Raw genomic sequence first — 13,097 nt, 5'->3', positions numbered from 1 at the left:
TACATTCATTGAAATCGAATACCTTAAAGAGGTTGAAATGGCAACCATCTCATAACCTCTTTAGGATTCATTTATCTTAAGTGCTTATTAATCAGTTGTTTCTTTTTGTGATTCGGGAGCATTTTTTTGTTGTAAATCTACTTTGCGTTCAGTTGCATCTTCATCATCAACGTCCGCCATTTCAATTTCGTTGTCTTGCTCGTCCATCACTTTAACATCTAATCCTAAACTTTGTAATTCTTTCATCAATACTCTGAATGATTCTGGAACACTTGGTCTAGAGATATTTTCACCTTTAACGATAGATTCGTAAGTTTTAACACGACCTACTGTATCGTCAGATTTATAAGTTAAGATTTCTTGTAATGTGTATGCAGCACCATATGCTTCAAGTGCCCATACCTCCATCTCACCGAAACGTTGACCACCGAATTGTGCTTTACCACCAAGTGGTTGTTGTGTAACAAGTGAGTATGGTCCAGTTGAACGTGCGTGTAATTTATCGTCAACCATGTGAGCAAGTTTAAGCATGTACATGACACCTACAGAAATACGGTTATCGAATGGTTCACCTGTACGTCCATCGTATAATACAGTTTTACCATCACGAGCCATACCTGCTTCTTCAATTGTTGACCATACATCATCATCGTTTGCACCATCGAATACTGGAGATGCTACATGGATGCCTAAGTTCTTAGCAGCCATACCTAAATGCAACTCAAGTACTTGTCCGATGTTCATACGTGATGGTACACCAAGTGGGTTTAACATGATGTCGATTGGACGACCATCTGGTAAGTATGGCATATCTTCTTCAGGAACAATTTTAGAGATAACACCTTTGTTACCGTGACGACCACACATTTTGTCCCCTACATGAATTTTACGTTTTTGAACGATATAAACACGTACCAATTGGTTTACACCTGGAGATAACGTATCATCGCCTTCTTCACGATTGAATACTTTAACATCTAGAACGATACCGCCTGCACCATGTGGTACACGTAATGATGTATCGCGGACTTCACGAGCCTTTTCACCGAAGATAGCATGTAATAATCTTTCTTCAGCTGTTAATTCAGTTACACCTTTAGGCGTTACTTTACCTACTAAGATGTCACCGTCTTTAACTTCAGCACCAACATAAACGATACCGCGATCGTCTAAGTTTTTAAGTGCACTTTCAGATACGTTAGGAATGTCACGAGTAATTTCTTCAGGTCCTAACTTAGTATCACGAGCTTCAGATTCATATTCTTCAATGTGAATAGAAGTATAAACGTCATCTTTAACTAAACGTTCACTCATGATAACAGCATCCTCGTAGTTATAACCGTCCCAAGTCATGAAACCAACTACAACGTTACGTCCTAATGCCATTTCACCTAATTCCATTGAAGGACCGTCAGCTAAAATTTCATTGTATTCTACTACATCACCAACAGAAACAATTGGACGTTGGTTATAACATGTACCAGAGTTTGAACGTTTGAATTTAGCTAATGGGTAACGATCTAATTCACCTTCATGTTCAGTGCCGTTTTCTTCTACTAAACGACGTACTAATACTTCGTTAGATTCAACGTGTTCAACGCGTCCTCTATGTTTAGCAGTAATCGCTGCACCTGAATCACGTGCGGCTACATGTTCCATACCTGTACCAACAAATGGCGCTTCTGGATTCATCAATGGTACTGCTTGACGTTGCATGTTCGCACCCATTAATGCACGGTTAGAGTCATCATTTTCTAAGAATGGAATACAAGCTGTCGCTGCAGATACTACTTGTTTAGGAGATACATCCATGTAGTCCATTTTCTCTTTAGCCATAACTGTGTTATTACCACGGAAACGACAAACAACTTCGTCATCTAAGAAACGACCATTTTCGTCTAAACGAGAGTTCGCTTGGGCAACAACGTAACTATCTTCTTCATCAGCAGTTAAGTAATCAATTTGGTCAGTGATAGAGTTCGTATCTAAATCTACTTTACGATAAGGTGTTTCAATAAAACCAAATTCATTTACTCGTGCATAACTTGATAATGAGTTGATTAAACCAATGTTTGGCCCCTCAGGTGTTTCGATTGGACACATACGGCCATAGTGAGAATAGTGAACGTCACGCACTTCCATTTGGGCACGTTCACGCGTTAAACCACCAGGTCCTAATGCTGATAGACGACGTTTATGAGTCAACTCAGCTAATGGGTTAGCTTGGTCCATGAATTGCGATAATTGTGAACTTCCGAAGAATTCTTTAATAGACGCAATAACCGGACGAATGTTGATTAATTGTTGTGGTGTGATTGAATCAGTGTCTTGAATAGACATTCTTTCACGAACAACACGTTCCATTCTTGATAAACCGATACGGAATTGGTTCTGTAAAAGTTCACCAACTGAACGTAAACGACGGTTACCTAAGTGGTCGATATCATCTGTATAACCAATACCATTTAATAAGTTGAAGAAATAACTCATTGACGCAATGATATCAGCTGGTGTAATACATTTAACTTCTGAATCTGGTAATGCATTACCAATTACAGTAGTTGTGCGACCTTCTTCATCATTAGGTACATAGACTTTAATTGATTGAATTTCAACAGGTTCGTCAATAACGCTACCTTCTAATTCGAAAACTTCACTGTTAGCGTTTGTTTCTAAAACGTCCATGATTTCGTCAATTTTACGACGATCTAATACAGTACCTTCTTCAGCTACAATCTCACCTGTTTCACTATTAACAATAGGTTCTGCTAATTTTTGATTAAATAAACGGTGTTTTAAATGTAACTTTTTGTTAGCTTTGTAACGACCAACACTTGCTAAATCATAACGTTTAGGGTCGAAAAAGCGTGAGTATAATAAGCTTTTAGCATTTTCAACTGTTGGTGGTTCGCCAGGACGTAAACGTTCATAAATTTCTAATAATGCTTGTTCAGTATTTTCAGTACCATCTTTTTCTAATGTATTACGTAAATATTCACTCTCACCTAGTAAATCAACAATTTCTTGATCAGTTGAGAAACCTAGAGCACGTAATAATACTGTCAATGGTAATTTACGAGTTCTATCGATACGAACGTATACTACATCTTTCGCATCTGTTTCATACTCTAACCAAGCACCACGGTTAGGAATGATAGTTGCATCGTAGTTTTCGCGTCCATTTTTATCAATTTTCTCGTTGAAATAAACGGATGGTGAACGTACTAATTGAGAAACGATAACACGTTCAGCACCATTGATAACGAATGTACCTGTGTCAGTCATTAATGGGAAATCACCCATGAAGACTTCTTGTTCCTTCACTTCGCCTGTTTCTTTAATAATGAGACGTACTTTCACACGAAGAGGTGCAGCATAAGTAGCGTCACGGTTTTTAGATTCTTCTAAATCGTATTTCGGATCACCTAATCTATAATCTACAAATTCTAAAGATAGGTTACCTGTGAAATCTTCAATTGGAGAAATGTCTCTAAACATTTCTAATAAACCTTCTTTAAGGAACCAATCGTAAGATTTAGTTTGAATTTCTATTAAGTTTGGTAATTCTAATACTTCTGAAATTCTCGCGTAATTTCTACGTTTACGATGTCTTCCATATTGGACAACTTGACCTGCCAAACAGATTCACCCCTCAAAAATTGTGTGTTTTACTGATACTTTTTAAAAGGAAACAATAACGAATATAAAAGACAAAAAGAAAACGGCAACACTTATGATGACACCATTTTCGATTTATATTTATACTTAATTTATTTATCCTTTTTACGTAAAAGTACACACTTATTGAACATAAATTTTTACATTTTATAACTATATCAGAATACGATTTTGAAATCAACCTTTTGAACTTTTCAAAATATAATATCCCTTACTCTTATTAACAACTTCTACGTTATTAAAAAGAGCTTCCATCTTTTTCTTCGCAGATGGCATACCTTGTTTCTTTTGAATCACAACGTAAAGTTCGCCCTGTGCTTTAAGCTTTTCATAAGCTTCTTCAAAAATACGATGCACAATATCTTTACCTGCACGAATGGGTGGATTAGTTAAAACATAATCAAATCGTTGATTATCTACATCTGATAAACAATCACTTTCAATAATTTCAGCGTTTTCAATTTGATTTTTTGTTTTATTTATTTCCGCAAGCGCTAGAGCCCTGTTATTAACGTCTAGTAATGACAGCTGATGATGCGGAGAAATCTTTGCAATTGTTAAACCAATTGGCCCATATCCACACCCTACATCTGCAATATGTTTACTAGGACCTGGAGGATGCTCTTTCAAAAAGGTTTGAATCAGTAAGTCTGAACCAAAATCTACTTTATCTTTCGAGAATACTCCTGCATCCGTAGTGAACTCTAGACGTGTTTTATCGAAATGATAGCTAATTTTCTTTTGATTACTTTTCACTTCTGGATTTTCATCATAATAGTGACCCATTTCTCCACCTCGAATCAAATTTATCAAATACGCATGTGCGTGATTACAAAATACTATATATTACCATAAACTAACTAAAAACCCCGTTATCGCAATAACGGGGTTTTAATTTCTCAAAGAATTCAGGTTGTATGCATGTTGACTAGACTAAAGAAGTTGGTCGAACATGACGTTTCAACCTAACTATTTAATTAGAAAGTAGAAACTATTTTAATTCTACAGTAGCTCCAACTTCTTCTAATTGTTCTTTAAGTTTTTCAGCGTCTTCTTTAGGCATAGCTTCTTTAATTACTTTAGGAGCTCCGTCTACTAATTCTTTAGCATCTTTTAAGCCTAAGCCAGTTGCTTCTTTAACTGCTTTAACAACTTTGATTTTTGAAGATCCAGCTGAAGTTAATTCAACATCAAATTCAGTTTTTTCAGCTGCTGCGTCGCCGCCACCAGCTGCGCCTGCTGCTGCTACTGGAGCTGCTGCAGTTACACCAAATTCTTCTTCAATTGCTTTTACTAAATCGTTTAATTCTAATACTGACATTTCTTTAATTGCTTCAATGATTTGTTCTTGATTAGCCATTTTATAATTCCTCCATTAATTTTAATTTTATTATGCGCAATTATTCAGCGCTTTCTTCTTTTTGTTCACCAACGGCTTTAACTGCATAAGCGAAGTTGCGTACTGGAGCTTGTAATACTGATAAAAGCATTGATACAAGACCATCGTGTGAAGGTAATGAACCAACAGTTTTAACTTCTTCAGCTGAGATTACGCTACCTTCCATAACGCCTGTTTTAACTTCTAAAGCTTCGTGTTCTTTAGCAAATCCTGCGATAACTTTCGCTGGAGCTACAACATCTTCAGTTGAAGTTGCGATAGCTGTTGGACCTGTTAAGAATTCATCTAAGCCTTCGATACCTGCTTGTTCAGCTGCACGACGAACCATAGTGTTTTTGTAAACTTTGTACTCAACACCAGCTTCACGTAATTGTGAACGTAATTCAGTAACTTCTGCTACTGTTAAACCACGGTAGTCAACGATAACTGTTGATACTGAATTTTTAAGTTGTTCAGCAATTGCATCTACTTGTTGTTTTTTTTGCTTCAATGATAGCAGACATTCAGACACCTCCATTTATATTTTTTGGTGCTTTTTTTAATTGCAATAAAAAAAGCACTTTCTACCCACGGCAAAAAGTGCTTGAAAGATCATTAATCATCACGTTCAAGTCAATTTTAGCCTCGGTAGGATAAGTTTTAAGTTATAAATAACTCCTACTGTCTTAGGTAAAATAATCACAATTAATAATATAACTGCTTTGATGTAATAAGTCAACAAAAAATTTACAGACTGAAAGATTGCTTCCTTCAGTCTGTAATCGTGTTGACTATTTTAAATTTATAGTTTGAAAGATGAAGTATCAACTTTAACTCCAGGACCCATTGTTGTAGTAACAGCAACAGATTTGAAGTAAGTACCTTTAGCAGAAGATGGTTTAGCTTTTGCTAAAACGTCTTGTAAAGCTTTGAAGTTTTCAACTAATTTTTCATCGTCAAATGAAACTTTACCGATAGAAGCATGTACGATACCAGCTTTTTCAGCACGGTATTCTACTTTACCAGCTTTGATTTCTTCAACTGCTTTTTTAACGTCCATCGTTACTGTACCAGTTTTAGGGTTTGGCATTAAACCTTTAGGTCCTAATACACGACCTAATTTACCAACTTCGCCCATCATGTCTGGAGTAGCTACAACTACGTCAAAGTCAAACCAACCTTGTTGGATTTTTTGTACGTAATCTGCTTCGCCTACGTAATCTGCACCTGCTTCTTCAGCTTCAGTGATTTTATCGCCTTTAGCGAATACTAATACACGTTGAGATTTACCAGTTCCGTTTGGTAAAACAACTGCACCACGGATTTGTTGGTCATTCTTACGTGTATCAATTCCTAAACGGAATGCTACTTCAACAGATGCGTCAAAGTTAGCAATGCTAGTTTCTTTAGCTAATTTAATTGCTTCTTCAACACTGTAGTGTTGCGTACGGTCAACTTTACTAGCTGCTTCTTGATACTTTTTACCTTTTTTAGCCATTTATTGTTCCTCCTTTAGTGGTTTTAGCGGAATTTCCTCCCACATTTACTTGCCTCTTGCAAGTTAAGAGCAGATAACAGTGGAAATTGAGCGAGATAATCATCTTATCTTTAACGAATGATTGCATTATCTCAACCTCATATGAATAGACAATATCAATTGTTTACCTTCTCTGTTACCTGCTTTTATCGTCTAAATTAAGTTCGTTTTAAAAAATTAATTTATAGTTTAACTTCAATTATTCTACAGTGATACCCATGCTACGTGCAGTACCTTCGATAATACGCATAGCTGCTTCTTCGTCTGCAGCGTTTAAGTCTTGCATTTTAGTTTGAGCAATTTCGCGTACTTGATCTTTAGTTACTGATGCAACTTTTGTTTTATTAGGTTCACCTGAACCTTTTTCTACGCCAGCTGCTTTTTTAAGTAGTACTGGAGCCGGTGGTGTTTTAGTAATGAATGTGAATGAACGGTCTTCATAAACACTAATTTCTACCGGAATGATTAAACCTGCTTGTTCTTGAGTACGTGCATTGAACTCTTTACAGAATCCCATGATGTTCACACCTGCTTGACCTAATGCTGGACCAACTGGTGGTGCTGGGTTCGCTTTACCTGCAGGAATTTGCAATTTAACTACTTTTTCTACTTTTTTAGCCACGATGTGCACCTCCTTGATATCGTGATGTGGTCACAGGGCTCAGTTTTGCCCTCCCACTCTTAAACATTTCGTGACGAAATGAACGCTCTAAAAGCGCGACCACATTATTTTAACACTCGCCCTATTGAAAAATCAATAGTAAAATTTCATCTTTTAATCGAAAGTTTTTTATCGTTTTTCAAATGAGCCTTTATAAATTCAGATTACAGCTTTTCTATTTGATCGAATTCAACTTCTACAGGTGTTTCACGACCAAACATATCTACAAGTACAGTTAATTTAAATTTATCAGCTTCAATTTCTTGTACTTCGCCAACTTGATTTGCAAAAGGTCCTGATTTAATGCGAACTTGTTCACCTACGTCAAGTTCAACATCAATTGTTTTTTCTTTAAGTCCCATTTGCTTAAGAATGAAGCGCACTTCTTCAGGAAGTAGCGGGTTCGGTTTTGAACCTGCTCCTGCTGAACCTACGAACCCTGTAACACCAGGTGTATTTCTAACTACATACCATGATTCATCAGTCATTACTAATTCTACAAGTACGTAGCCAGGGAATGTTTTTTTAACAAGTTTCTTCGCTTTACCGTCTTTAACTTGTGTTTCTTCCTCTTCTGGTATGACAACTCTGAAAATCTGTTCTGTCATATTCATAGATTCTACTCTTTTTTCTAAATTCTTTTTAACTTTGTTTTCATATCCAGAATAGGTATGCACAGCATACCAACGCTTTGCGCCCACTTCTTCAGACATGTCTTCACTCCTAACCTAATAATAATTGTTTCAATGCATTAATTCCTATATCTAACGCATAGAAAAAGACTAAGAAGAAAATAACTGTAGATACAACGATTACAGTATATTTGAACAATTCTTCTTTTGTTGGCCAACTTGTCTTTTCCATTTCTGACTTAACGCCTTTAAAGAAGTTCTCTTTTTTAGCCATTAGTAAGACCTCCACATTTTCAGACTCGATTCTAAGTCACATTCAACTTAATATTACTCTATTTTGATTCTTTATGAACTGTATGCACATTACACTTTGGGCAATACTTTTTTAAAGTTAATCTTGTTGCTGAACCTTCTTTTTTAGGGACATTATAATTTCGATTGCCGCAAACTTCACAATTTAAAGGTACTTTCTTCACGTTTATTCACCTTTACTCATTATAATACCAATATACTATACATAAATGTCGTTATAAATGTCAAACTTCCTTTTCTGGTTGAAATTGCTTAGATAATAAGAATTATCATACATATATTACTTCTTTAATTGCCATTTCATTTTAATTTTACAACGTTGTATAGCATTGTAAACGTCTTTATCTCTTAATCTTAATATATGTGCTATTTCTCTCGGTTTATACTCTCTTCTTACTAAATGTATAATCTCCTTTTCCATTCTGCTTAATGTAAATACTTGTTTGTTGAATTCCTTCGACAATTCTTTTCTGAAAAATGACCGCTCAACTTCATCAATTGCTAAAGCACAATTGTAATCCACTACACACTCATTTATAAGTAATGGCTCACGGTGGCGTTCAGCTTTCAACTTTCTCAAATAGTCATATTTAACAGAACGTATAAGAAAATATAAATACCTTTTAAATGGTATAGACCTACTAAAATCAAAATTTTGAAGAGCTAGATACATTTTTATGAGAATATCTTGATACATATCTTCAATATCAAATTGATTTGATGTTAAGTAACCAATCTTTCTAAAAATAAATGGCCTTAATTCTTCAAGTAACGTTATAAATAATTGATCAATGTCTTCATTTGCATCAGTAAAATAACACTTTGATGTTTGCTCGTGATGTTTATTATTCAAACTGATTTACCTAACCTTCCGTATAAATTTAGGTTAGTTTAAATGAAGAAAGGTCAAATTCGCAATAGTACCAAATCAGTCTTTATGATGGTTTCCGCGTCTTATTTTTTCAAATTCTTCTAGTATTTCATTTGATAGCTGAATTCGAGTTCTTGGCTTCTTTTCACTAAAATCATCAATGGATTTACTCACTGTTATTTCATTTTCTTTTAAATCGCGCCACATTTCTCTTGAGGAAATACGGTAGGCACCTGAGCCAAATATTGCATGTTGTTCACTCATATCGCTCGTTACAACAGTAATATGCGTTGTATGTTTGTCATATAGCTCATAGACATAGCGCTCAATAAAGCTATCTGCAGTTTCCTTTTCTTTAGTGAACACTGTTTTTACACCGTGATACACATATTCGCGTTCAATACCTGATTGTTCATACGCATCAAAAACACAAACAATTTCATCTGCAATCAGTGCATTGTAATTCGCAATAGCGTCTAAAAGTTGTTCTCGTGCTTCTTCTAAACTTTCTTTAGCTACCGCACTGAGTGTCGGCGATTGACCTATCATGTTATAGCCATCGATAATTAAATATCTTTCTTTCATGAGGATGCCTCAGTTTCATTTCTTTTACGGAAAACTTCATACATCATCAAACTCGCTGCTACAGAAGCGTTAAGACTATTTACATGACCGACCATAGGTATTTTAATGTAAAAGTCGCATTTATCACTGACTAAGCGACTCATACCTTGACCTTCACTGCCAATAACGATAGCTAAAGACATATCCGCTTGTAAGTCTCTATAATCTGTAGCATTATTCGCTGCAGTGCCTGCAACCCAAAAACCATTATCCTTTAATTCGTCAATCGTTTTAGAAAGGTTAGTTACACGAATAACTGGAACATGTTGTATTGCACCTGTTGAAGCTTTAGCAACAGTTTGTGTTAAGGCTACTGAACGTCTTTTAGGTATGATAACGCCATCGACACCAGAAGCATCAGCAGTTCTTAATATTGAACCCAGATTATGCGGATCTTCTAAACCATCCAAAATCATTACAGTAGAAAAACCATCTTTATCTTTTTGACTTTGTAAAAATTGGTCAAAATCTGCATATTCATATGGGGCGACTAATGCAGCAACGCCTTGGTGAGGTGCATTTGATAAAAAATCTAATTTAGATTTCGGTACTGTTTGAACAATCAGTTTTTGAGCTTTTGCATTTTTTAAAATTTCGTTGATTTGTTGTTTTTTTATACCATCTTGAATCAAAATTTTATTAATGGCATGGCCTGAAATAATTGCCTCTTTAACTGCATGTCTGCCTACTATGACGATATCTTCCACATCCACACTACCTTTCATTTACTATTTCAACAATGTTATGAAGTAATTCTTCTAAACGCGTTTGTTGATGATCTAAATATAAAAAACCTATAACAGCTTCTAATGCTGAACTTTTTCGATATGTTTGAATATCTGTATTTTTAGCTTTTGTGTAACTTTTAGCGTTGCGCCCTCTTTTCAAGACATTCAACTCTTCTTCAGTGAACCAATCATCTGAGATTAATCGTTCTAATGTCTGTGCTTGACTTTTAGCAGAAACATATTGTTTTGATACTTGGTGTAAACGATTGGGTTTACTTTGCAACTTAAGAACAATGTATTCTCGAATATGTTGATCCAAAACAGCATCGCCCATGTATGCAAGTGTAAGCGGATTTAACAATTTAACATTCATCATTTAACCACGCTTAAATCTTACACCTTGTGGTGTATCTTCTAAAATAATGTTGCGTTCTTTAAGCATATCTCTAATTTCATCCGCACGAGCGAAATCTTTATTTTTACGGGCTTCATTACGCTCTTCTATTAATTTCTCAATCTCTTCATCTAATAACTCATCAGCTTCTTTTCCTTTAAGGGGAACGCCAAGAACATCACTAAAGATTTGATATACTTCTTTAAATTTATTGAATACCTTTGTGGAAGTTGTATTTTCAAGAACATATTTATTAGCGAGTTTAGCTAAATCATACCATGCAGTTACAGCATTGGCAGTGTTGAAGTCGTCATCCATTACAGTTTCGAATTGTTTAAGAATTTCATCAATTTGATTCATATATTCTGTGTGTTCTTCTAAATCTGTAGCAATCGCTTCACGTTCTTCTATAAGTTTATAGCTGTTACGTATACGTTCTAAACCGCTTCGAGCTGCACCCACAAGTTCTAAATTATAATTGATAGGACTACGATAATGTACACTAATCATGAAGAATCGAAGCACATCAGGATCTATTTCTTTAATAATGTCATGCACTAAAATAAAGTTACCTAATGATTTACTCATTTTTTCATTGTCGATATTAATAAAACCGTTATGCATCCAATAGTTAGCGAATGGTGCGTGATTGTGTGCTTCTGATTGGGCAATTTCATTTTCATGGTGTGGGAATTGTAAATCGGAACCACCAGCATGAATATCTATCGTTGGTCCTAACTCGTGGTAAGCCATTACAGAGCATTCAATATGCCAACCTGGACGCCCTTCACCGAATGGGCTATCCCAGCTAATTTCACCAGGTTTCGCTTTCTTCCATAAAGTAAAGTCTAAGGCATCTTCCTTTTGCTCACCGGCTTCAATTCGTGCACCTACTTTGAGGTCATCTAACGATTGATGGCTGAGTTTACCATATCCATCAAACTGACGTGTTCTAAAATAAACATCGCCATCACTTTCATAAGCATATCCTTCATCTACGAGTTCTTTGATGAAATCAATAATTTCTTGCATATGATTCATCACGCGTGGATTTGATGTTGCTTTTTTGACGTTTAAAGCACCAACGTCTTCGTAAAACGCTTTGATGTATTTCTCAGCAATTTCTGGGACACTTTCATTTAATTCCTTAGAGCGGTTGATTAACTTATCATCTACGTCAGTAAAATTCGAAACGTAAATAACTTCATATCCTTTATATTCAAAATATCTTCTGACTACATCATAATTAATTGCAGGTCGTGCATTCCCGATGTGTATATAATTGTAAACCGTCGGACCACATACATACATTTTCACCTTACCTGGTTCAATCGGCTCAAATGTTTCTTTCCGACGTGTTAACGTATTATATAATGTAATCATCTTGAATCTCTCCATTCTTAGCTTTTTCAAGTTGTCGTTCTAAATGTTTGATTTGTTCGAAAAGTGGATCCGGTAAATTACGATGGTCAAATGTTTTACCAATTCGTTTGCCTTCTTGCTTAACAATATGACCTGGAATACCGACAACAGTTGTATAACTTGGTACAGATTGTAGTACAACAGAGTTCGCACCAATATTAACATTTGAATCAATTTGTATATTACCTAAAACTTTAGAACCTGCGGCGATTAAAACATTATCTCCAATATCAGGATGACGTTTTCCTTTTTCTTTTCCTGTACCACCTAGTGTCACACCTTGGTAAATTGTGACATTATCCCCGATTGTACATGTTTCACCAATAACGACACCCATGCCATGGTCAATAAATAAACGTTTGCCTATTTTAGCACCAGGATGAATTTCTATTCCTGTGAAAAATCGTGACACTTGTGAAATAACTCTCGCTGCAACATAGCGCTTTTTATTATAAAGTTTATGCGCTACTAAATGACTCCATACTGCATGTAATCCCGCGTAAGTAGTAACAACTTCTAAAGTTGAGCGTGCTGCTGGATCCTGTTCAAACACCATTTTTATATCGTCTCTCATTCTTTTTAACAAGACCTTCTCCCCCTTAGCCTAATCAAATTGATTTTTATTTCATCAATGCTTTTTTTAATACATGTGCCTGATTTAAAAATTCATGATATCAAAATAGCGCCTCTAACAATTCAGTTGCTAGAGGCGCTATCGCACGGTTCCACTCTTCATTCAGCAATGATACTTATAATCGTATTCATTACTCTCATTATCATTATTTATTTAAAGTAGCAAAGGTGCATTCATTAATCTATATGGTATGCTCGCAGCTACCGCACACTCTCTGAGTCATATA

Annotated in this window: 14 protein-coding genes, 1 pseudogene and 1 other annotated feature; all 15 genes and pseudogenes read right to left on the bottom strand. The window is 35.6% G+C overall.

The window, feature by feature from the left end; all coding sequences use genetic code 11:
- Positions 1-87: 87 nt before the first annotated feature.
- The 15 genes and pseudogenes from rpoB to cysE all read right to left on the bottom strand — a co-directional run bounded on the left by rpoB (position 88) and on the right by cysE (position 12,811).
- Positions 88-3,639 carry a DNA-directed RNA polymerase subunit beta gene (gene rpoB, locus HMPREF3264_RS10535; protein WP_002441102.1) on the bottom strand — a complete coding sequence of 1,184 codons (3,552 nt, stop codon included), beginning with the start codon at positions 3,637-3,639 and terminating at the stop codon, positions 88-90.
- Positions 3,640-3,855: 216 nt separating this feature from the next.
- Entirely contained in the window at positions 3,856-4,464 is a 609-nt protein-coding gene (locus HMPREF3264_RS10530; protein WP_070832674.1) for a class I SAM-dependent methyltransferase, read from the bottom strand.
- A gap of 205 nt (positions 4,465-4,669) precedes the next feature.
- Positions 4,670-5,038 (bottom strand): 50S ribosomal protein L7/L12, encoded by a 369-nt coding sequence (rplL, locus tag HMPREF3264_RS10525; RefSeq protein WP_002433406.1) that lies wholly within the window; start codon positions 5,036-5,038, stop codon positions 4,670-4,672.
- Between the two features lie 40 nt (positions 5,039-5,078).
- Positions 5,079-5,580 (bottom strand): annotated as a pseudogene (rplJ, locus tag HMPREF3264_RS10520) (50S ribosomal protein L10).
- 38 nt (positions 5,581-5,618) lie between these two features.
- Positions 5,619-5,765 (bottom strand) — a sequence feature (ribosomal protein L10 leader region).
- A gap of 93 nt (positions 5,766-5,858) precedes the next feature.
- Positions 5,859-6,554 carry a 50S ribosomal protein L1 gene (rplA, locus tag HMPREF3264_RS10515; RefSeq protein ID WP_002441096.1) on the bottom strand — a complete coding sequence of 232 codons (696 nt, stop codon included), beginning with the start codon at positions 6,552-6,554 and terminating at the stop codon, positions 5,859-5,861.
- A 238-nt stretch (positions 6,555-6,792) separates the two neighbouring features.
- Entirely contained in the window at positions 6,793-7,215 is a 423-nt protein-coding gene (rplK, locus tag HMPREF3264_RS10510; RefSeq protein ID WP_002433084.1) for a 50S ribosomal protein L11, read from the bottom strand.
- 203 nt (positions 7,216-7,418) lie between these two features.
- On the bottom strand, positions 7,419-7,967 hold the full coding sequence (gene nusG, locus HMPREF3264_RS10505; protein ID WP_002441094.1) for a transcription termination/antitermination protein NusG: 549 nt from the start codon (positions 7,965-7,967) through the stop codon (positions 7,419-7,421).
- Positions 7,968-7,977: 10 nt separating this feature from the next.
- Positions 7,978-8,160 (bottom strand): preprotein translocase subunit SecE, encoded by a 183-nt coding sequence (secE, locus tag HMPREF3264_RS10500; protein WP_037541116.1) that lies wholly within the window; start codon positions 8,158-8,160, stop codon positions 7,978-7,980.
- A gap of 58 nt (positions 8,161-8,218) precedes the next feature.
- The gene (gene rpmG / locus HMPREF3264_RS10495) at positions 8,219-8,362 is read right to left on the bottom strand and encodes a 50S ribosomal protein L33 (RefSeq protein ID WP_070873288.1); all 144 of its coding nucleotides are present in this window, start codon (positions 8,360-8,362) and stop codon (positions 8,219-8,221) included.
- 116 nt (positions 8,363-8,478) lie between these two features.
- A complete protein-coding gene (locus tag HMPREF3264_RS10490) occupies positions 8,479-9,057 on the bottom strand; it encodes a sigma-70 family RNA polymerase sigma factor (protein WP_176746842.1) in 579 nt (192 codons plus the stop codon).
- 69 nt (positions 9,058-9,126) lie between these two features.
- Positions 9,127-9,654 carry an NYN domain-containing protein gene (locus tag HMPREF3264_RS10485; protein WP_002441085.1) on the bottom strand — a complete coding sequence of 176 codons (528 nt, stop codon included), beginning with the start codon at positions 9,652-9,654 and terminating at the stop codon, positions 9,127-9,129.
- On the bottom strand, positions 9,651-10,400 hold the full coding sequence (gene rlmB / locus HMPREF3264_RS10480) for a 23S rRNA (guanosine(2251)-2'-O)-methyltransferase RlmB (protein ID WP_037541526.1): 750 nt from the start codon (positions 10,398-10,400) through the stop codon (positions 9,651-9,653). The genes HMPREF3264_RS10485 and rlmB overlap by 4 nt, the downstream gene beginning before the upstream one ends.
- 7 nt (positions 10,401-10,407) lie before the next feature.
- Complete coding sequence (locus HMPREF3264_RS10475) at positions 10,408-10,794, bottom strand: Mini-ribonuclease 3 (protein ID WP_037541525.1); 387 nt, start codon at positions 10,792-10,794, stop codon at positions 10,408-10,410.
- Between the two features lie 3 nt (positions 10,795-10,797).
- Positions 10,798-12,198, bottom strand: a complete 1,401-nt coding sequence (gene cysS, locus HMPREF3264_RS10470; RefSeq protein ID WP_070832668.1) for a cysteine--tRNA ligase — start codon at positions 12,196-12,198, stop codon at positions 10,798-10,800.
- Complete coding sequence (cysE, locus tag HMPREF3264_RS10465; protein WP_002441077.1) at positions 12,182-12,811, bottom strand: serine O-acetyltransferase; 630 nt, start codon at positions 12,809-12,811, stop codon at positions 12,182-12,184. The genes cysS and cysE overlap by 17 nt, the downstream gene beginning before the upstream one ends.
- Positions 12,812-13,097 lie beyond the last annotated feature (286 nt).

The organism is Staphylococcus sp. HMSC62A08 (assembly GCF_001839105.1).
Classification (GTDB): domain Bacteria; phylum Bacillota; class Bacilli; order Staphylococcales; family Staphylococcaceae; genus Staphylococcus; species Staphylococcus caprae.
Note: the sequence above shows the minus strand (reverse complement) of the source record. Positions and strands in the feature narration are given on the sequence as shown.